We start from the raw sequence: 20,342 nt of genomic DNA, 5'->3' as shown, positions 1-20,342 counted from the left end.
TTCGGGAACCGGGATGGCGCCCGCCCACCAGCGCGTTAGGGTCCATGAATACGAGGGCAGGGGACTACCCGCCCGCGGGGATCGCCCCGCCCCCAGGTTCCAAGACGCTGAGACGGCCGCAGCCGTCAGAGACGAGCAGGTGGATTACGTGACGATTCTGATGCCTAACGCCGCCGGTGAGCCGTCCATCGGTGGAGGCCTCGGCGACCAGGTCTACAGCCGGCTGCTCGGCGAGCGCATCATCTTCCTGGGCCAGCAGGTGGACGACGACATCGCCAACAAGATCACGGCCCAGCTCCTTCTCCTGGCCGCCGATCCCGAGAAGGACATCTACCTCTACATCAACAGCCCCGGTGGCTCGGTGACGGCCGGCATGGCGATCTACGACACCATGCAGTACATCCCGAACGACGTCGTCACCATCGGCATGGGCATGGCGGCCTCCATGGGCCAGTTCCTGCTCACCGGCGGTGCCACCGGCAAGCGCTTCGCCCTGCCGCACACCGACATCCTGATGCACCAGGGCTCGGCCGGCATCGGCGGCACGGCCTCGGACATCAAGATCCAGGCCGAGTACCTGCTGCGCACCAAGCAGCGCATGGCCGAGATCACCGCCCGCCACTCCGGCCAGACCGTCGAGACGATCATCCGCGACGGCGACCGCGACCGCTGGTTCACGGCCGAGGAGGCCAAGGACTACGGGCTCATCGACGAGATCATCTCCGCCGCTTCGGGCGTTCCGGGCGGCGGCGGCACCGGCGCCTGAGTCCGGCCGCCGGGGGCCGACGCCCCCGGCACCGGCCCGGCGCCCCGCCCGCCCCCGAAGCCCCAGCCCACCGAACGCCACCAGGATGGTGAACACGACCATGAACCAGTTCCCCGCAGCCTCCGCGAGCGGCCTCTACACCGGCCCGCAGGTGGACAACCGCTACGTCGTCCCCCGCTTCGTCGAGCGCACCTCCCAGGGCGTGCGCGAGTACGACCCGTACGCGAAGCTCTTCGAGGAGCGCGTGATCTTCCTCGGGGTGCAGATCGACGACGCGTCCGCCAACGACGTCATGGCGCAGCTGCTGTGCCTGGAGTCGATGGACCCGGACCGCGACATCTCCATCTACATCAACAGCCCCGGTGGCTCCTTCACCGCGCTGACCGCGATCTACGACACGATGCAGTTCGTGAAGCCGGACATCCAGACGGTCTGCATGGGCCAGGCGGCGTCCGCCGCGGCCGTGCTGCTCGCCGCCGGCACCCCCGGCAAGCGGATGGCCCTGCCGCACGCCCGTGTGCTGATCCACCAGCCGTCCTCGCAGACGGGCCGGGAGCAGCTGTCGGACCTGGAGATCGCGGCCAACGAGATCCTGCGCATGCGGGAGCAGCTCGAGGAGATGCTGGCCAAGCACTCCTCCACGCCGATCGAGAAGGTCCGCGAGGACATCGAGCGCGACAAGATCCTGACCGCCGAGGACGCGCTCGCGTACGGCCTGGTCGACCAGATCGTGTCGACCCGGAAGAGCACGGCCGCAGCGGCCGCCTGACGCCGAACCTGCCCTTGGCGCGGTACACGTCAATGTGAACCGCGCCAAGGGGGGCCCGAACCAGGGGCCCGGCAAGGTACCGTCGGATATGAGGCACCAGGAGCCGCTGAACCAAGCGCTCCCAGGCGAAGGGGAAGCACCTCGTGGCACGCATCGGTGATGGCGGCGACCTGCTCAAGTGCTCGTTCTGCGGAAAGAGCCAGAAGCAGGTGAAGAAGCTCATCGCAGGCCCCGGGGTGTACATCTGCGACGAGTGCATCGACCTCTGCAACGAGATCATCGAGGAGGAGCTCGCCGAGACCTCCGAGGTGCGGTGGGAGGAACTCCCCAAGCCGCGCGAGATCTACGAGTTCCTCGAGGGGTACGTCGTCGGGCAGGAGCCCGCGAAGAAGGCCCTCTCGGTCGCGGTGTACAACCACTACAAGCGCGTCCAGGCCGGCGAGAACGGCCAGGGCCGGGACGACGCGATCGAACTCGCGAAGTCCAACATCCTGCTGCTGGGCCCCACGGGCTCGGGCAAGACACTGCTCGCCCAGACCCTGGCCCGGATGCTCAACGTCCCGTTCGCCATCGCCGACGCCACCGCGCTGACGGAGGCCGGGTACGTGGGCGAGGACGTCGAGAACATCCTGCTGAAGCTGATCCAGGCGGCCGACTACGACGTCAAGAAGGCCGAGACCGGGATCATCTACATCGACGAGATCGACAAGGTCGCCCGTAAGAGCGAAAACCCGTCGATCACCCGGGACGTGTCCGGCGAGGGCGTCCAGCAGGCCCTGCTGAAGATCCTGGAGGGCACGACGGCCTCCGTCCCGCCGCAGGGCGGACGGAAGCACCCGCACCAGGAGTTCATCCAGATCGACACGACGAACGTGCTGTTCATCGTGGGAGGCGCGTTCGCGGGCCTGGAGAAGATCATCGAGTCCCGCGCCGGCGCGAAGGGCATCGGTTTCGGTGCCACGATCCGCTCCAAGCGCGAGATCGACGCCAGCGACCAGTTCCAGGAGGTCATGCCGGAGGACCTGGTGAAGTTCGGGATGATTCCCGAGTTCATCGGCCGGCTCCCGGTGATCACCTCGGTCCACAACCTGGACCGCGAGGCCCTGCTGAAGATCCTGGTGGAGCCGCGCAACGCCCTGGTGAAGCAGTACCAGCGCCTCTTCGAACTCGACGGCGTGGAGCTGGACTTCGACCGCCCGGCCCTCGAGGCCATCGCCGACCAGGCCATCCTCCGCGGCACGGGCGCGCGCGGCCTGCGCGCCATCATGGAGGAGGTCCTGATGTCGGTGATGTACGAGGTGCCGTCCCGCAAGGACGTCGCCCGCGTCGTCATCACGGCGGACGTCGTCCACAACAACGTCAACCCGACGCTGGTGCCGCGGATCGTGAAGAACGACGGCCGCCACGAGAAGTCGGCGTAGACGGCACGCACACGCGAAGGGCGCCCGCCCGGTTCGGAGGAACCGGGCAGGCGCCCTTGTGCGTTGGGCCCCGTGGCGGGGATCAGACCTTGCTGCGGGAGCCGTTGTACAGCTTCGCGGTGAGGTCGGCGACCTCGTTCTGCGGCACGGCCTTGCCGCCTGCCCCGAGGATCTGCGACAGGTCGATGACGTTCACGCCGGCGATCGTGCTGAAGTCCGCCCATGCGCACATGGGCACCTCGAACGTCTTGGCGCCGACGCCCGCCGACGACGTGTCGCCGGTGGGGGTGAGCCTGGCGGTCTGGCACTTCATGACGGCGCCTTCGAACCCCGCCGGTTCCACGTCGGAGGGTTCGCCGACGAATTCGACCTTCACGTCGTCGGATCCGTCCTTGTCACCCTCCTCCAGCTTCTTGAACCAGCCGTCGAGCGCCTTCTCCGGGTCGTCGATCTCGCCCCAGAGTCCGGTCAGGCTCATCGCCTTGCCCTTCATCGGCTGGCTGGGGTCACCGGCCTTGTAGCTGGCACCCGCCTGCTGGGCGTTCTTGATGCCGAGGAGCGTCTCGGCCTCCGCCTTCTCCTTCGCGGAGAGCTTCTCCGGGCTGTCCTTCTCCTTCTTGAACTCACCGACCGACGCAGCCGGCGTCAGCTTGTAGCCCTTCGTGTCGGCCGCGACATCCGAACCGCCCCCGCCCGACGTGAACCACCACACACCGCCCGCGATCACCGCGAGCGCGACGACCACGCCGCCGATGACCAGGCCGTTCTTCTTGCCGCCCGGCTGGGAGGGCGGCGGGGGCGGGTAGGCGCCGGGGCCCGCGCCGTACGGGGGCTGTCCCCCTGGGCCCTGCGGCCCGGGAGGTGCCCCCACGGGCGGCTGGCCGTAAGGGCCGGGCTGCTGGCCCTGGGGGTGGCCGTAACCGGGCTGCTGCGGGGGGACACCCTGCGGAGGCTGCTGCGGGTAGCCGTAACCGGGCTGGGGCGCCTGCGGCTGCTGCCCGTACGGGCCCGGCTGGCCGTACGGGCCGGGCTGCTGGGGCTGACCGCCGTACGGGCCCGGCTGGTTGTAGCTCATTTCTGGGTTCCCCTCCAGATGCTTATGCGTTCCGAACATCCTGGCGGAAACCCGTCGGGCCCGTGGCTCCGGGGTCCACACCGTTACGGAACATTCCCGTTTCAGAACGGGACCGTGACACCTCTAAACTGTGGCCCGTGACCGAGAACACTCAGCAGCAGCCAGCCAGCACCCCCGAACTGCCGACCCAGTACGCGCCGGCCGACGTAGAGGGGAAGCTGTACGAGCGCTGGGTAGAGCGGGGTTACTTCGAGGTGGACGCGAAGAGCGAGAAGCCCCCGTACACCATCGTCATTCCGCCGCCGAACGTCACGGGCAGCCTCCACCTGGGCCACGCCTTCGAGCACACGCTGATCGACGCCCTCACCCGCCGCAAGCGGATGCAGGGCTTCGAGACGCTGTGGCAGCCCGGCATGGACCACGCGGGCATCGCCACGCAGAACGTCGTCGAGCGCGAGCTCGCCAAGGAGGGCAAGTCCCGCCACGACCTCGGCCGCGAGGCGTTCGTCGAGCGCGTCTGGCAGTGGAAGGGCGAGTCCGGCGGGCAGATCTCCGGCCAGATGAGGCGCCTCGGAGACGGTGTCGCCTGGTCCCGTGAGCGCTTCACGATGGACGAGGGCCTGTCCCATGCCGTCCAGACCATCTTCAAGCGGCTCTACGAGGACGAGCTGATCTACCGCGCCGAGCGCATCATCAACTGGTGCCCGCGCTGTCTGACGGCCATCTCCGACATCGAGGTCGAGTACCAGGACGACGACGGCGAGCTCGTCTCGATCCGGTACGGCGAGGGCGACGACGCGATCGTCGTCGCGACCACCCGCGCCGAGACGATGCTCGGCGACACCGCCGTCGCGGTCCACCCCGACGACGAGCGCTACCGGCACCTCGTCGGCCGCGAGATCGAGCTGCCGCTCACCGGCCGCCGCATCCCGGTCGTCGCGGACGAGCACGTCGACCCGGAGTTCGGCACCGGCGCCGTCAAGGTGACGCCCGCACACGACCCGAACGACTTCGAGATCGGCCGGCGCCACGGCCTGCCGAACCTCGCCGTCATGGACGAGCGCGCGGTCATCACCGCGCACGGCCCCTTCCAGGGCCTGGACCGCCTGGAGGCCCGCTCCGCCATCGTCGCCGCACTGCGCGCCGAGGGCCGGATCGTCGCCGAGAAGCGTCCGTACGTCCACTCCGTGGGCCACTGCTCGCGCTGCAAGACCACCATCGAGCCGCGGCTGTCCATGCAGTGGTGGGTCAAGGTCGGCCCGCTGGCGAAGGCCGCCGGGGACGCCGTCCGCGACGGCAAGGTCAAGATCCACCCGCAGGAGATGGAGAAGCGGTACTTCGACTGGGTCGACAACCTCCACGACTGGTGCATCTCGCGCCAGCTGTGGTGGGGCCACCGCATCCCGGTCTGGTACGGCCCGGACGGAGAGGTCGTCTGCGTCGGTCCCGACGAGGAGCCGCCGTCCGGCGAGGGCTGGCACCAGGACACCGACGTCCTCGACACCTGGTTCTCCTCCGGCCTGTGGCCGTTCTCCACGCAGGGCTGGCCGGAGCAGACCGAGAGCCTCGCGAAGTTCTACCCGAACTCCGTCCTGGTCACCGGCTACGACATCCTCTTCTTCTGGGTCGCCCGGATGATGATGTTCGGCCTGTACGCGATGGACGGCACCCCGCCGTTCCACACCATCGCCCTGCACGGCATGGTCCGCGACCAGTTCGGCAAGAAGATGTCGAAGTCCTTCGGCAACGCGGTCAACCCGCTGGACTGGATGGACAAGTACGGCTCCGACGCGTTGCGCTTCACGCTCGTGCGCGGTGCCAACCCCGGCGTCGACGTCCCGATCGGCGAGGACTGGGTCCAGGGCTCCCGCAACTTCGCCAACAAGATCTGGAACGCGACCCGCTTCGCGCTGATGAACGGCGCGACGGTCGAGGGCCCCATGCCGGCGCCCGAGCAGATGTCGGCGACGGACCGCTGGATCCTCTCGCGGCTGAACTCGGTGGTCGCCGAGGTCGACGCGTACTACGAGGACTACCAGTTCGCGAAGCTGTCGGACACCCTCTTCCACTTCGCCTGGGACGAGGTCTTCGACTGGTACGTCGAGCTCTCCAAGACGACGTTCATGGGCGGCGGCGAGCCCGCGAAGGTCTCCGCCCGCGTTCTCGGCGAGGTCCTCGACGTCACGCTGCGGCTGCTGCACCCGGTGGTCCCGTTCGTCACCGAGACGCTGTGGACCACGCTCACCGGCGGCGAGTCGGTCGTCATCGCCGACTGGCCCGGAGACAGCGGGTTCCGCGACGCCGCCGCCGAGCGGGAGATCGAGCTCGTCCAGCGGGTCGTCACCGAGGTGCGCCGGTTCCGCTCCGACCAGGGTCTGCAGCCCGGTCAGAAGGTCCCGGCGCGTCTGACGCTCGACGGCACCGCCCTCGCCCCGCACGAGGGCGCCATCCGGCAGCTGCTGCGGCTGCAGCCGGAGGGCGACTCCTTCCACGCCACGGCCACGCTCCCGGTCGCGGGCGCCGAGGTCGCGCTGGACCTGTCCGGTGCGATCGACGTGGACGCGGAGCGCAAGCGCCTCGCCAAGGACCTGGCAGCCGCGGAGAAGGAGAAGGCCCAGGCCACGGCGAAGCTCGGCAACGAGGCATTCCTCGCCAAGGCGCCGGACAACGTCGTGGACAAGATCCGCGGCCGGCTCGCCAAGGCCGAGGAGGACATGGAGCGCATCGGCGCCCAGCTGGCCAAGCTGCCGCAGGGCTGAGCCGCGGCACCGGCCGACACGCACGAGGCCCCCGGAGTCCCTGGATCCCTGGACTCCGGGGGCCTCGGCGTCGGCGTGCGCACCGCCGCGGACCTCGGATGACGGTGGACATGCCGTATCCGCCCGCCGTCCCCGCGCTGCGCCGCGCCGCAGCGGCGAGCCGGCGGTACGCGGACCGCCGGCCGGTGTCCTCGCGCACGGTCGACGCCCACGGCGCTGAGCTGCTTCGGGCTGATGCTGCTCGACGTGCCCGGGCTCGCGGAGGCGGACAACTCGCTCGGCCGGGTGAGCGCGACGCTGGTGCTGGTGCTGGTGCTGGTGCTGGTGCTGGTGCTGGTGCTGGTGCTGGTGCTGGTGCTGGTGCTGGTGCTGGGGGCCGGGGCGCGACCCTGCTGCTGTGCCGCCGGCTGCCGTGGGTGCCGCACCTCGTGGCGCTGGGTTCCTGGGCTGGGTGCACGAGCTGACGTCGGTGCAGTTCGCGGCGGGTACTGCGTACGGGCGTTGCCGCCGGCGGGGCTGTAGCGCGGGGCGGTCGGCTCGGGCCGGCGGGCTTCCGGGGGACGGCCCACGCGCGGGCCGGGCCTCGGTCCGGCTGTCGGCGGCGCTCCGTAGACTGTCAGGCGTGAGCGACCAGCAGCCAGAGCCCTTGGACGAATCCGGTGACGAGTTCGACGCGATCGTCGACGCCGAGACCGACCGCGACCCCGATCTGGCGGTGATCGAGGCCGGGAGCCGTACGCTGCGCACCCAGGCCGGGCCGCCGCAGGGCGACCAGGCGCCGAGCCGGCCCGCCGACCCGGAGGTCGACGAGGCGCTCCGCGAGGTCGAGCAGGAGCTCGCCGGCCGCTGGGGCGAGACGAAGCTGGAGCCGTCGGTCAGCCGGATCAGCGCCCTGATGGACGTGCTGGGCGAGCCCCAGCGCGCCTACCCGTCGATCCACATCACGGGCACCAACGGCAAGACGTCCACGGCCCGCATGATCGAGGCGCTGCTCGGCGCCTTCGAGCTGCGCACGGGGCGGTACACCTCGCCGCACGTGCAGTCGATCACCGAGCGGATCAGCCTCGACGGCGCCCCCGTCGACCCGGAGCGCTTCATCGCCACGTACCGGGACGTCAAGCCGTACGTGGACATGGTCGACGCCTCCCAGGAGTACCGCCTCTCGTTCTTCGAGGTGCTCACCGGCATGGCGTACGCGGCGTTCGCCGACGCGCCGGTGGATGTGGCGGTCGTCGAGGTCGGCATGGGCGGCAGCTGGGACGCGACGAACGTCATCGACGGTTCGGTCGCCGTGGTCACCCCCATAGACCTGGACCACACCGACCGGCTGGGCGGCACGCCGGCCGAGATCGCCGGCGAGAAGGCCGGGATCATCAAGCAGGGCGCGACGGTGATCCTGGCGCAGCAGCCCGTGGACGCCGCGCAGGTCATGCTGAAGCGGGCCGTCGAGGTGGACGCGACGGTGGCCCGTGAGGGCATGGAGTTCGGCGTCGCCTCGCGGGAGGTCGCGGTCGGCGGGCAGCTGCTGACGCTGCGCGGCCTCGGCGGCGAGTACGAGGAGATCTTCCTGCCGCTGCACGGCGCCCACCAGGCGCACAACGCGGCGGTGGCGCTGGCGGCGGTCGAGGCCTTCTTCGGTATCGGCGCGGAGCACGCGCGGACGCTGGACGCGGAGACCGTCCGCTCCGCCTTCGCCTCCGTGGTGTCGCCCGGCCGGCTGGAGGTCGTGCGCCGCAGCCCGACCGTCGTCCTGGACGCCGCGCACAACCCGGCGGGGGCCCGGGCGGCCGCCGAGGGCATCACGGAGTCGTTCGGCTTCTCGCGGCTGGTCGGCGTGGTCGGCGCGAGCGCCGACAAGGACGTCAAGGCGGTCCTGGAGGCGTTCGAGCCGATCTTCACCGAGATCGTCGTCACGCAGAACTCCAGCCACCGGGCGATGGACGCCGACGAGCTGGCGGCGATCGCCGTGGAGGTGTTCGGGGACGAGCGGGTGGTCGTGGAGCCGCGGCTCGACGACGCCCTGGAGGCGGCGATCACGCTCGCCGAGGAGGAGGCGGAGTACTCGGGCGCGGGCGTCCTGGTGACCGGCTCCGTGATCACGGTCGGCGAGGCCCGGCTGCTGCTGGGAAGGGGCTGAGTCCATGCGTACGCTCTGCGCGTCCACGCTGATCGGTGAGTTCTTCGTGATCGGCTTCGCCGGTCTGGTGGCGATGAAGGACCCGGATCTGTCGATGGCCACCGTCTGGACGGTGAGCGGTGTCACGATGCTGCTGTCGCTGGTGCTGTGCGGGATGGTCACCCGCCCCGGCGGGGTGCAGCTCGGCTGGGCGCTGCAGATCGCCCTGATCGCGAGCGGCTTCGTGGTCCCGATGATGTTCGCCCTGGGCGCCGTCTTCGCGGGCCTGTGGTGGGCCTCGGTGCACTACGGCCGCAAGATCGACGAGGCCAAGGCCCGCTGGGCGGAACAGCAGGCCGGGGCGGGTGCCGCAGAGCCTGACGCTGTGTGACGGAGGCCCTGGGGCGCCCTGTAGCCTCTGAGGGCCAGCAAGACCGTTCATCCCCCGGACCCCCTTATCCAGGAAATGCCGGGACCCGCACTCGAAGGAGCTCCACGTGAGCCAGCGCACTCTCGTTCTGCTCAAGCCCGACGCCGTACGCCGCGGCCTGATCGGCGAGATCATCGGCCGTATCGAGCGCAAGGCGGGCTGGCAGATCACCGCGCTGGAGCTGCGCGACCTGGACCAGGACACCCTGGAGCAGCACTACGGCGAGCACCAGGGCAAGCCGTTCTACGAGCCCCTGGTCGCCTTCATGTCCTCCGGTCCCGTCGTCGCGCTGGTCGTCGAGGGCGAGCGGGTCATCGAGGGCGTGCGCGCCCTGGCCGGTCCGACCGACCCGATCGCGGCCGCGCCCGGTTCCATCCGCGGCGACTACGGCACGATCGTCCGGGAGAACCTGATCCACGCCTCGGACTCCGAGGAGTCCGCCGCCCGGGAGCTGAAGATCTTCTTCCCGGGGCGCTGACGCCCTCCGTCCCCGGATGGTTCACCGGCGGTTGTTCCTGACCGGCAGTCAGCCGTACAGTGCCCGGACCCTGGGGCGACCGAAGGAATTTCGGTCGCCCTTCGGCATACGTGGCGCGATACAGGGAACGCATCGCTCCGACTCGTCGTCACCCTTATTGAGGCGGGGCCCAGCGCGCGGAGTCGGCGCAGGCGGCACTACGATGGAAGCCTTCACGCCACAGCACCCGCGCAGCACCCTCCTCGCCTACCTAAAAAGCCATCAAAGCTCGATTTGGGAAGGCCCGACGCATCCTCATGGGACACAAGGGGAACTCTATGTCGTTCATCGGCCGTGACATGGCTGTCGACCTCGGGACCGCCAACACGCTGGTGTACGTCAGGGGTCGGGGGATCGTCCTCAACGAGCCGTCCGTGGTCGCCATCAACACCAACACCGGCGGCATCCTCGCCGTGGGGGCCGAGGCCAAGAAGATGATCGGGCGCACGCCCGGCAACATCGTCGCGGTCCGCCCGCTGAAGGACGGCGTGATCGCCGACTTCGAGATCACCGAGCGGATGCTCCGCTACTTCATCCTCAAGATCCACAAGCGCCGGTGGGCGGCCCGGCCCCGCATCGTGGTGTGCGTGCCCTCCGGCATCACCGGTGTCGAGCGCCGCGCGGTCATCGAGGCATCCACCCAGGCGGGTGCCCGCCAGGTGCACATCATCGAGGAGCCGATGGCGGCCGCGATCGGAGCGGGCCTCCCGGTCCACGAGGCGACCGGCAACATGGTGGTGGACATCGGCGGAGGCACCACCGAGGTCGCCGTGATCTCCCTCGGAGGAATCGTCACGGCACAGTCCATCCGGGTGGCCGGGGACGAGCTGGACAACGCGATCATCCAGCACATCAAGAAGGAGTACAGCCTCCTCCTCGGTGAGCGGACTGCGGAGAGCATCAAGATCACCATCGGTTCGGCGTTCGACCTGGACAAGGACGAGCACACCGAGATCCGCGGGCGCGACCTGGTCTCCGGTCTGCCCAAGACCGTCGTCATCTCCGCCGCCGAGGTCCGCAAGGCCATCGAGGAGCCGGTCAACGCGATCGTCGACGCGGTGAAGACCACCCTCGACAAGTGCCCGCCGGAACTGTCCGGCGACGTCATGGACCGCGGCATCGTCCTCACCGGCGGCGGCGCGCTTCTGCGCGGGCTCGACGAGCGGCTGCGCAGTGAGACGGGCATGCCCATCCACATCGCCGAGGACCCGCTGGACTCGGTGGCGCTCGGCTCGGGCAAGTGCGTCGAGGAGTTCGAGGCGCTCCAGCAGGTGCTGGACGCTCAGCCCCGCCGCTAGCGCGGGGGTCACGATCGGCCGTTCGGGTCCATTGGTCCCGATCGGCCGGTCGTTCGTACAACAACACACGGCACGACGAACACAACACGCAGCACAGAGCTCGGCATTCACATTCCGACGAGGAAGGCACGGCCGCCGCACGTGAGGGACACGAAAGAGAGCCGGCTGCTCCTGGTCCTGCTGATCGCCATCGCGTTCGCACTGATCACGGTGGACATCCGCGGCGGCGAGGAGTCACCCGTCGACGGCGCCCGGCAGGCCGCCGCCGCCGTCTTCGGACCGGTCGAGAACGGCGTGGCCTCCGCCGTCGATCCCGTCGGCAACGCCATAGGGGCGGTTCGCGACTCGGGCGAGCGGCACGACCGCATCTCCGTCCTCGAGCGCGAGAACGCCGCCCTCAAGGCCAGACTCGGCAGCGACGACCGCAACCGCAGCCGGGTCCGCCAGCTCGACAGCATGCTCAAGAAGGCGGCCAACGGGCAGTACGGCATCAAGGGCGCCGAGGTCATCGCCATAGGAGCGGCCCAGGGCTTCTCCTGGACGGTCACCATCGACGCGGGCTCCGCCGACGGCATCGAGCGCGACATGACCGTCCTCAACGGCGACGGCCTCGTCGGCCGAGTGACCACCGTCGGCCCGAACACCGCGACCGTGCTCCTCGCCAACGACCCCGACTTCACGGTCGGCACCCGCATGGAGCGGACCGACGAGCTGGGCTTCGCCACCGGCCAGGGCGACCGTCCGCTGTCCGTGCAGCTCCTCAACGGCAAGGCGAAGGTGCGCAAGGGCGACCGGCTGGTCACCTTCGGCTCGCAGGCCGACAAGCCGTTCGTGCCCGGTGTGCCGGTGGGCGAGGTCGTCCGCGTCGACCCCTCCGGCGGCGCCCTGACCCGCAACATCTTCGTGCGGCCGTACGCCGCCTTCACCAAGCTCGACATCGTCGGCGTCGTCGTCCAGGCGCCCCGCACCGACCCGCGCGACATGGTCCTGCCGCCCAGGCCGAAGCCGACGCCCACGCCCACGCCGACGGTGACCGTCACGGTCACTCCCTCCGCGGACGGCGACACCCAGGCGCGGGGCCAGGGCACGGAGGACCGGGACCAGGGCGGGGAAACCCCCCAGGCCGACAGCACCGAGGCCGTCACCGGCCGCAACGACGAGTAGCAGGAGGAGCTGAACCCCATGCGCTTCAACCGGACGCTCCTCTCCACGACGCTCGTCGTGGTGGCGCTCGTCGTCCAGGTCACCGTGCTCGCCCGGCTCCAGCTCCCCGGAGCCGTACCCGACCTTCTCCTGCTCACCGTCGTCGCCCTCGCCCTCGTCTACGGCCACACCAGCGGCGCACTGATCGGTTTCGGCGCGGGACTCCTCGCCGACCTCGCGCCGCCCGCCGACCACGCCGCCGGGCGCTACGCACTCGTGCTGTGCGTCATCGGCTACCTCGTCGGACTCGCCCGGCCCGAGAACGGCCGGCTGACCTCCGCCACCGGCCCGATGCTCGTGGTCGTGGCGGCGGCCGTCCTCTCGACCCTGCTGTACGCGGGCGTCGGCGCGCTCGTCGGCGACACCGCGGCACGCCATGTCGGCCTCGGCTCGCTGCTGTTCACTGCGGCCCTGTACGACCTGCTCCTCGCACCCTTCACCGTGCCGCTGATCATGGCTCTCGCCAGACGCGCCGAGAACGACCCGCTCGCCGAGTCCCAGGGCGGCGCCGGTGACGTCTCCAGCGGCTGGGCCTCCTCCGGCACGGGACTGCGCATCGGCCGCCAGCGCGGCGGGCTGCGGATCAAGGCGGCCAGGACGCGGGCCTCCCGCGCCGGCCGCATCCGGGGAGTCAAGCGACTGTGACCGAGGGGGTATCGGCAGCGTGAGCAACATTCCCGAGACCGGACGGACCCCCCGCGTCCAGATCCGGCTCATCGTCATCCAGGTCCTCGTCTTCTCGCTGTTCGCCACGCTCGGCGGGCGTCTCTGGTACCTCCAGATCCGCAACGGCGACGAGTACACGAACGAGGCCAAGAGCAACCACGTCCAGCAGGTCGTCCAGCCCGCCGTCCGCGGCTCGATCCTCGACGCCAGGGGCGTGCCCCTGGCCGACAACGAGACCCGGCTCGTCGTCTCCGCGTCCCGTACCGACCTGATGAAGATGAAGGACGACGGCAAGGGGGTGCTCACCCGGCTCGCGGGCGTCCTCGGCATGAAGCCGAAGGACGTCATGGACAAGGTCCGGCTGTGTGACGCCAAGACCCCCCAGCCGTGCTGGAACGGCTCCCCGTACCAGCCCATCCCCGTCACCGACGAGGCCACCACCCAGCAGGCCCTCCAGATCCGCGAACGCGCCGAGGACTTCCCCGGCATCACCGCGGAGCCGATGGCCGTACGCCGCTACGTCGCGCCCGGCAAGGCCAACACCGCACAGGTCCTCGGCTACCTCTCGCCCGTCACCGACGAGGAGATCGAGAAGGCCAAGGACACCGACTCGCCGTTCCTGCGTTCCGACCAGGTCGGCCGCTCCGGACTCGAGCGCACGTACGACAAGGACCTGCGCGGCAAGGCCGGCGTCACCCGCTACGAGGTGGACAACCTCGGCCGGGTCATCGGCCTGGCCCAGGCCGACAAGGCCGAGCCCGGCGCCAACGTGGTCACCTCCATCGACGCCCGCGTCCAGGCGGTCGCCGAGTGGGAGCTCAACAACGCCATGAAGGAAGCCCGCAAGGTCTTCGACGACAACACCGGCACCAACTACAAGGCCGACTCGGGCGCCGTCGTCGTCATGGAGGCCAAGACCGGCCGCGTCGTCGCGATGGCCTCGCTCCCCACCTACGACCCGAACGCCTGGGTCGGTGGCATCTCCGCCAAGGACTACGCGCGGCTCACCGGCAAGAAGTCCAACTTCCCCCTGCTGAACCGGGCGATCCAGGGCCAGGCCGCCCCCGGCTCCATCTTCAAGGTCATCCCGACCACCGCCGCGGTCAACGCCGGCTACGACTTCAACGGCCGCTACCCCTGCCCCAGCTCGTACTCCATCGGCAACCAGGTCTTCAAGAACTTCGAGTCCCAGGGCCACGGCAGCATCACCCTCGGCCAGGCCCTCGAGGTCTCCTGCGACACCGTCTACTACGCCCTCTCCCACCAGCAGTGGAAGAAGGACGGCGGCCTCAAGCCGAAGAAGACCCCGGCGGACTGGTTCTACAAGACCGCCCACCAGTTCGGTCTCGGCGCCGAGACCGGCATCGACCTGCCCAACGAGGTCACCGGCCGCGTCCCCGACCGCCGCTGGAAGCAGAAGTTCTGGGAGGCCAACAAGGACTACTGGTGCAAGGTCGGCAAGAAGGGCGGCGACTACATCCAGCAGCTCTCGTACGAGAACTGCCTGGAAGGCAACCTCATGCGGGCCGGTGACTCCGTCAACTACTCCATCGGCCAGGGCGACACACTCGTCACCCCGATCCAGATGGCGACCATCTACGCGGCGATCTCCAACGGCGGCACCATGTGGAACCCGACCGTCGGCAAGGCGGTCGTCAGCGCCGACGGCAAGAGCGTCCGCGAGATCAAGCCCAAGTCCCACGGCAAGCTGCCGATGGACCCCAAGACCCGCAAGCTGATGAACGAGGCACTGGCGGGAGTCGCCACCCGAGGCACCGCCGCCTGGCGGTTCGGCGGCTGGCCGCAGGACAAGATCCCGATGCACGCCAAGACCGGTACGGCCGAGGTCCACGGCAAGCAGACGACGTCCTGGTTCGCCACGTACACCAAGGACTACTCGATCGTCATGACCATCTCCCAGGGTGGAACCGGTTCCGGCGCCTCCGGTCCCGCCGTGCGCAACATCTACAACGCGCTCTACGGACTGGACATGGAGGGCAACCAGGACCTCAAGAAGGCCCTGCTGCCGCAGCCCCAGAAGGCGCTGCCGAAGATCCAGCCCGACGGCTCCATCGACGCCCCGAAGATCACGCCGTACGTGCCCGTCAAGCCAGAACCGGAAGAGGACACCGCCCTCGCCGGGCCGCCCGCGGCCACCGGACGGAGGGACTGAGACATGGCCGGACCCCATGGCTTCTCGGTCTCGCGCTACGCACCGGAGCGCGGCGGCCTCGCCAAGCTGCTCGCCCGCGACTCGATCGTCCGCCGGCTCGACTGGCCGATGCTCGCCTCGGCGCTCGCCCTGTCGCTGCTCGGCTCCCTGCTCGTGTGGTCCGCGACCCGCAACCGCACCGAGCTCAACCACGGCGACCCGTACTACTTCTTCCTGCGCCATCTGCTCAACACCGGCATCGGGCTCGCGCTGATGGTCGGCACCGTCTGGCTCGGGCACCGCACCCTCCGCGGTGCCGTGCCCGTGCTGTACGGCATCTCCCTGGTGCTGGTCGCGCTGGTGCTCACCCCGCTCGGCGCGACCATCAACGGCGCTCACGCCTGGATCGTGCTCGGCGGGGGATTCTCCCTCCAGCCCTCCGAGTTCGTGAAGATCACGATCATCCTGGGGATGGCGATACTGCTGGCGACCCAGGTCGACGCCGGCGACCAGCTCCATCCCGACCACCGCACGGTCGCGAAGTCGCTGGGCCTCGCGGTCCTCCCCATGATCATCGTGATGCTGATGCCCGACCTCGGCTCGGTCATGGTGATGGTCGTGATCGTCCTGGGCGTGCTCCTCGCCTCCGGCGCATCCAACCGCTGGATCTTCGGGCTGATCGGCGCGGGCATCGGCGGCGCCGTCCTCGTCACCGCGCTCGGCCTGCTCGACGAGTACCAGATCAACCGGTTCGCGGCCTTCGCCAACCCCGAACTCGACCCGGCGGGCGTCGGCTACAACACCAACCAGGCGCGCATCGCCATCGGCTCCGGCGGGCTGATCGGCACCGGCCTGTTCAAGGGGTCCCAGACCACCGGCCAGTTCGTGCCCGAACAGCAGACCGACTTCGTCTTCACTGTCGCGGGCGAGGAACTCGGCTTCGTCGGGGCGGGCCTCATCATCGTCCTGCTCGGCGTCGTCCTCTGGCGCGCCTGCCGCATCGCCCGGGACACCACCGAGCTGTACGGCACGATCGTCGCCGCCGGGATCATCGCCTGGTTCGCGTTCCAGTCCTTCGAGAACATCGGCATGACCCTCGGCATCATGCCCGTGGCCGGACTGCCGCTGCCGTTCGTCTCCTACGGCGGCTCGTCCATGTTCGCGGTGTGGGTGGCCGTCGGACTCCTGCAGTCCATCAAGATGCAGCGCCCGATGTCCGCCTGATCCGATCCGCCCGTTCCCTCCCTCCGCCGTGGCGTCCGGGCGGGGCGGCCGTACGTACGACGCACGGCCGCCCGGGCGACTAGACGAACACAGGGCGGATAGATTCACTTCATGGCGGAGACGAAGCGAGAGATCGAGCGGAAGTACGAAGCCACACCCGACACCGAGGTCCCGGACCTCACCGGCGCAGCCGGGATCGCGGACGTCGTCGAGAAGGGCGTGACGGAGCTCGACGCCGTCTACTACGACACCCCCGGCCTGCGCCTCGCCGCAGACAAGATCACGCTGCGCCACCGCACGGGCGGCGACGACCAGGGCTGGCACCTGAAATTCCCCGTCGCCACCGGCATCCGCGAGGAGATCCACGCCCCTCTCGGCGACTCGCTCCCGCGCACCCTCGCCGGACTCGTGCGCTCCCGTACCCGGGGCACCCCCCTCGTCGCCGTCGTCCGCCTGCGCTCCTCCCGCGACGTGCGCCACCTCGTCGACGGACAGGGCCGGCTCCTCGCCGAGCTCTCCCTCGACACCGTGCACGCGGAACGGCTGACGGCCGGCAACGGCACCGCGGAATGGACCGAGATCGAGGTCGAGCTCGCCGACGACGCCGACCCCGCCCTCCTGGATCACGTCGAGAAGCGACTCCGCAAGGCCGGCATCACACCCGCGGCCTCCCCCTCCAAGCTGTCGAGGGCCCTCGCCGAGACCGAGCCCGACCCGGCCGCGGCCACCGGCGCCGGAGCGGCGTCGGCCGCCGCCCGGCAGGCCGCCACCGCCACGGCCGGTCACCAGGACACCGCCGCCGCTCACGCCGGGGAACAGGCGTCCTCCCGGCACGCCGACGCGTTCGCCCCCGCCGGCAGCGAACGCGCCCCCAAGGCTCCCGAGGCCGCCAGGAGCGTCCGCCACCGCGGAGCACGGCTCGAGCCCGCGCACGCCGGCGAGCACGTCCTCGCCTACCTGCGCGAACAGCGCGACGCCCTTGTCGCCCTCGATCCCGCCGTACGCCGCGACCTCCCCGACGCCGTGCACCAGATGCGCGTCGCCACCCGCCGTATGCGCAGCGCCTTCAAGTCGTTCCGGAAGATCATCGACCGGAACGCCACCGACCCGGTCGGGGAAGAGCTGAAATGGCTGGCGGGCGAACTGGGCGCCGCCCGCGACCAGGAGGTCATGGCCGAGCGGCTGCGTGACCGCATCGACGCCCTGCCCCGTCAACTGCTCCTCGGCCCCGTCCGCGGCAGGCTCCGCATCTGGGCCACCGCCCACCGCGCCGACGCCCGCCGCCGCTCCGTCGCCGTGCTCGACACCGACCGCTACCTCGCCCTCCTCGACACCCTCGACGCCCTCCTCGACGCACCGCCGCTGCTCCCCGCCGCCACCTCCAAGCCCGCGGTCGCCCTCCCCAAGGCCGTGCTCAAGGACTACGACCGGCTCGCCACCCGCGTCGAGCGCGCCCTCGGACTCCCGGCCGGGCACGACCGAGACCTCGCCATGCACGACGCCCGCAAGGCCGCCAAGCGCGCCCGGTACGCGGCCGAGGCCGTCACCCCCGCGCTCGGCAAACCCGCCAAGAGGTTCGCCAAGCGCATGAAGGCCGTCCAGACCGTCCTCGGCGACCACCAGGACAGCGTCGTCGCCCGCGACACACTCCGGGACCTCGCCGTCCAGGCCCACGCGGCCGGCGAGTCCGCCTTCACCTGGGGACTGCTGTTCGGACGCGAGGAGGCCGCGGCAGCCGACCGTGAGCGTGAACTGCCGGAAGTCTGGGGGGAGGCGTGTCGGCCCGGCCTCCGCTCGGCGCTCAAGGACTGACCGCCTCCCGGACGGGCCGGGGCCCCCTTCCGATCGGGTTACGCTTGAGAGTCGCCCCTGCCCGTCCACGAAGGTTCCTGATGTCTGCCGAGTCGGTCTTCCCACAGCTCGAAGCTCTGCTCCCGCATGTGCAGAAGCCCATCCAGTACGTCGGTGGTGAGCTGAACTCCACGGTCAAGCCGTGGGAGAGCTGCGACGTGCGCTGGGCGCTGATGTACCCGGACGCCTACGAGGTGGGACTGCCCAACCAGGGCGTCATGATCCTCTACGAGGTACTGAACGAGCGCGAGGGCGTCCTCGCCGAGCGCACCTACAGCGTCTGGCCGGACCTCGAGGAACTGATGCGGGAGCACGGCGTCCCGCAGTTCACGGTCGACAGCCACCGCCCGGTGAAGGCCTTCGACGTCCTCGGCCTGAGCTTCTCCACCGAGCTCGGCTACACCAACATGCTCACGGCCCTCGACCTCTCCGGCATCCCGCTGGAGGCCAAGGACCGCACGATCGACGACCCGATCGTCCTCGCCGGCGGGCACGCGGCCTTCAACCCCGAGCCGATCGCGGACTTCATCGACTGCGCGGTCATCGGCGACGGCGAGCAGGCCGTCCTGCAGATCACCGACATCATCCGCGACTGGAAGGCGGAGGGCCGCCCCGGCGGCCGCGAGGAACTGCTGTTCCGCCTCGCGAGGACCGGCGGCGTCTACGTCCCGGGCTTCTACGACGTCGAGTACCTCCCCGACGGCCGCATCGGCCGCGTCGTGCCCAACAGGTCCGGCGTGCCGTGGCGCGTGTCCAAGCACACCGTCATGGACCTGGACGAGTGGCCCTACCCCAAGCAGCCCCTCGTCCCGCTCGCCGAGACCGTCCACGAGCGCATGTCCGTCGAGATCTTCCGCGGCTGCACCCGCGGCTGCCGCTTCTGCCAGGCGGGCATGATCACGCGCCCCGTGCGGGAGCGGAGCATCACCGGCATCGGCGAGATGGTCGACAAGGGCCTCAAGGCGACCGGCTTCGAGGAGGTCGGCCTGCTGTCGCTGTCCTCCGCCGACCACAGCGAGATCGGTGACATCGCCAAGGGCCTCGCGGACCGGTACGAGGAGGACAAGATCGGCCTGTCCCTCCCCTCGACCCGTGTCGACGCCTTCAACGTCGACCTGGCCAACGAGCTGACCCGCAACGGCCGCCGCTCCGGTCTCACCTTCGCCCCCGAGGGCGGCTCCGAGCGCATGCGCAAGGTCATCAACAAGATGGTCTCGGAGGAGGACCTGATCCGCACGGTCGCCACCGCCTACGGCAACGGCTGGCGCCAGGTGAAGCTGTACTTCATGTGCGGCCTGCCCACCGAGACCGACGAGGACGTGCTGCAGATCGGCGACATGGCGGTCAACGTCATCGCCAAGGGCCGCGAGGTCTCCGGCTCCAACGACATCCGGTGCACGGTGTCCATCGGCGGCTTCGTGCCCAAGCCGCACACGCCCTTCCAGTGGGCCCCGCAGCTCTCCGCCGAGGAGACCGACGCCCGGCTGGAGAAGCTCCGCGACAAGATCCGCGGCGACAAGAAGTACGGCCGCTCCATCGGCTTCCGCTACCACGACGGCAAGCCCGGCATCGTCGAGGGCCTGCTGTCCCGCGGAGACCGCCGCGTCGCCGCCGTCATCCGCGCCGTCTACGAGGACGGCGGCCGCTTCGACGGCTGGCGCGAGCACTTCTCCTACGACCGCTGGATGGAGTGCGCGGCGAAGACGCTGCCCGAGTTCGGCGTGGACGTCGACTGGTACACGACCCGCGAGCGCACCTACGAGGAGGTCCTGCCCTGGGACCACCTGGACTCCGGTCTCGACAAGGACTGGCTCTGGGAGGACTGGCAGGACGCGCTGGACGAGACGGAGGTCGAGGACTGCCGCTGGACGCCGTGCTTCGACTGCGGCGTCTGTCCTCAGCTCGACCTCGACATCCAGATCGGCCCGACGGGCAAGAAGCTGCTGCCGCTGACCGTCGTCAACAAGTAGCCGAGCCCCTTCGCTCACCGGCTCCGTCGCTCGCGCGGCGGGGCCGGTCCCGTTTTCCCCGGGCACCCGTCGGGGGAACGGGACCGGCCCGGCGAGAACCTCCGGCCGGGCTGCGGCGTCTCCTC

16 protein-coding genes are annotated in these 20,342 nt (G+C 70.1%); 15 read left to right on the top strand and 1 reads right to left on the bottom strand.

What is annotated here, in order from left to right:
- Positions 1-160: 160 nt before the first annotated feature.
- From QRN89_RS11765 to clpX, 3 genes are all read left to right on the top strand, one after another.
- On the top strand, positions 161-766 hold the full coding sequence (locus QRN89_RS11765; protein ID WP_093654246.1) for an ATP-dependent Clp protease proteolytic subunit: 606 nt from the start codon (positions 161-163) through the stop codon (positions 764-766).
- Between the two features lie 85 nt (positions 767-851).
- Positions 852-1,535 (top strand): ATP-dependent Clp protease proteolytic subunit, encoded by a 684-nt coding sequence (locus QRN89_RS11760; protein ID WP_093653988.1) that lies wholly within the window; start codon positions 852-854, stop codon positions 1,533-1,535.
- Between the two features lie 143 nt (positions 1,536-1,678).
- Positions 1,679-2,956 carry an ATP-dependent Clp protease ATP-binding subunit ClpX gene (gene clpX / locus QRN89_RS11755; protein ID WP_017944896.1) on the top strand — a complete coding sequence of 426 codons (1,278 nt, stop codon included), beginning with the start codon at positions 1,679-1,681 and terminating at the stop codon, positions 2,954-2,956.
- Between the two features lie 82 nt (positions 2,957-3,038).
- Here the strand turns inward: clpX and QRN89_RS11750 are convergent, their stop codons facing one another.
- Positions 3,039-4,031, bottom strand: coding sequence for a flagellar basal body-associated FliL family protein (locus QRN89_RS11750; RefSeq protein ID WP_290349298.1), 993 nt, complete (start codon positions 4,029-4,031; stop codon positions 3,039-3,041).
- A 137-nt stretch (positions 4,032-4,168) separates the two neighbouring features.
- On the opposite strand from QRN89_RS11750, the gene QRN89_RS11745 reads away from it, so the two are divergent.
- The 12 genes from QRN89_RS11745 (at position 4,169) to QRN89_RS11690 (ending at position 20,217) form a co-directional block, all read left to right on the top strand.
- Positions 4,169-6,790, top strand: coding sequence for a valine--tRNA ligase (locus QRN89_RS11745; RefSeq protein WP_290349297.1), 2,622 nt, complete (start codon positions 4,169-4,171; stop codon positions 6,788-6,790).
- A gap of 246 nt (positions 6,791-7,036) precedes the next feature.
- Positions 7,037-7,312 carry a hypothetical protein gene (locus QRN89_RS35570; protein WP_356948620.1) on the top strand — a complete coding sequence of 92 codons (276 nt, stop codon included), beginning with the start codon at positions 7,037-7,039 and terminating at the stop codon, positions 7,310-7,312.
- A gap of 100 nt (positions 7,313-7,412) precedes the next feature.
- The gene (gene folC, locus QRN89_RS11735) at positions 7,413-8,927 is read left to right on the top strand and encodes a bifunctional tetrahydrofolate synthase/dihydrofolate synthase (RefSeq protein WP_290353668.1); all 1,515 of its coding nucleotides are present in this window, start codon (positions 7,413-7,415) and stop codon (positions 8,925-8,927) included.
- 4 nt (positions 8,928-8,931) lie between these two features.
- The gene (locus QRN89_RS11730; protein ID WP_290349296.1) at positions 8,932-9,297 is read left to right on the top strand and encodes a DUF4233 domain-containing protein; all 366 of its coding nucleotides are present in this window, start codon (positions 8,932-8,934) and stop codon (positions 9,295-9,297) included.
- Positions 9,298-9,403: 106 nt separating this feature from the next.
- Positions 9,404-9,814, top strand: a complete 411-nt coding sequence (gene ndk / locus QRN89_RS11725) for a nucleoside-diphosphate kinase (protein WP_290349295.1) — start codon at positions 9,404-9,406, stop codon at positions 9,812-9,814.
- Positions 9,815-10,131: 317 nt separating this feature from the next.
- Positions 10,132-11,151, top strand: a complete 1,020-nt coding sequence (locus QRN89_RS11720; RefSeq protein ID WP_290349294.1) for a rod shape-determining protein — start codon at positions 10,132-10,134, stop codon at positions 11,149-11,151.
- 141 nt (positions 11,152-11,292) lie between these two features.
- Positions 11,293-12,315 (top strand): rod shape-determining protein MreC, encoded by a 1,023-nt coding sequence (gene mreC, locus QRN89_RS11715; protein ID WP_290349293.1) that lies wholly within the window; start codon positions 11,293-11,295, stop codon positions 12,313-12,315.
- An 18-nt stretch (positions 12,316-12,333) separates the two neighbouring features.
- Positions 12,334-12,999 carry a rod shape-determining protein MreD gene (gene mreD / locus QRN89_RS11710; RefSeq protein WP_290349292.1) on the top strand — a complete coding sequence of 222 codons (666 nt, stop codon included), beginning with the start codon at positions 12,334-12,336 and terminating at the stop codon, positions 12,997-12,999.
- Between the two features lie 19 nt (positions 13,000-13,018).
- Positions 13,019-15,193, top strand: coding sequence for a penicillin-binding protein 2 (mrdA, locus tag QRN89_RS11705; RefSeq protein ID WP_290349291.1), 2,175 nt, complete (start codon positions 13,019-13,021; stop codon positions 15,191-15,193).
- 3 nt (positions 15,194-15,196) lie between these two features.
- Entirely contained in the window at positions 15,197-16,396 is a 1,200-nt protein-coding gene (gene rodA, locus QRN89_RS11700; protein ID WP_290349290.1) for a rod shape-determining protein RodA, read from the top strand.
- A 111-nt stretch (positions 16,397-16,507) separates the two neighbouring features.
- Positions 16,508-18,208 carry a CYTH and CHAD domain-containing protein gene (locus QRN89_RS11695; RefSeq protein ID WP_290349289.1) on the top strand — a complete coding sequence of 567 codons (1,701 nt, stop codon included), beginning with the start codon at positions 16,508-16,510 and terminating at the stop codon, positions 18,206-18,208.
- An 80-nt stretch (positions 18,209-18,288) separates the two neighbouring features.
- A complete protein-coding gene (locus QRN89_RS11690) occupies positions 18,289-20,217 on the top strand; it encodes a TIGR03960 family B12-binding radical SAM protein (protein WP_290349288.1) in 1,929 nt (642 codons plus the stop codon).
- Positions 20,218-20,342 lie beyond the last annotated feature (125 nt).

Origin of the sequence: Streptomyces sp. HUAS CB01, assembly GCF_030406905.1 — a bacterium.
In the GTDB taxonomy this organism is placed as follows: Bacteria; Actinomycetota; Actinomycetes; order Streptomycetales; family Streptomycetaceae; genus Streptomyces; species Streptomyces chengbuensis.
The sequence above is the reverse complement of the archived record's forward strand: the minus strand, read 5'-3'. Positions and strand labels throughout refer to the sequence as shown.

Excerpts from the sequence above, each read along its gene's own strand:
- QRN89_RS11765 (WP_093654246.1), top strand. The coding sequence starts at position 161 with ATGCCTAACGCCGCCGGTGAGCCGTCCATCGGTGGAGGCCTCGGCGAC.
- QRN89_RS11760 (WP_093653988.1), top strand. The coding sequence starts at position 852 with ATGGTGAACACGACCATGAACCAGTTCCCCGCAGCCTCCGCGAGCGGC.
- QRN89_RS11750 (WP_290349298.1), bottom strand. The coding sequence starts at position 4,031 with ATGAGCTACAACCAGCCGGGCCCGTACGGCGGTCAGCCCCAGCAGCCC.
- QRN89_RS11730 (WP_290349296.1), top strand. The coding sequence starts at position 8,932 with ATGCGTACGCTCTGCGCGTCCACGCTGATCGGTGAGTTCTTCGTGATC.
- QRN89_RS11720 (WP_290349294.1), top strand. The coding sequence starts at position 10,132 with ATGTCGTTCATCGGCCGTGACATGGCTGTCGACCTCGGGACCGCCAAC.
- mreD (WP_290349292.1), top strand. The coding sequence starts at position 12,334 with ATGCGCTTCAACCGGACGCTCCTCTCCACGACGCTCGTCGTGGTGGCG.
- rodA (WP_290349290.1), top strand. The coding sequence starts at position 15,197 with ATGGCCGGACCCCATGGCTTCTCGGTCTCGCGCTACGCACCGGAGCGC.
- QRN89_RS11695 (WP_290349289.1), top strand. The coding sequence starts at position 16,508 with ATGGCGGAGACGAAGCGAGAGATCGAGCGGAAGTACGAAGCCACACCC.
- QRN89_RS11690 (WP_290349288.1), top strand. The coding sequence starts at position 18,289 with ATGTCTGCCGAGTCGGTCTTCCCACAGCTCGAAGCTCTGCTCCCGCAT.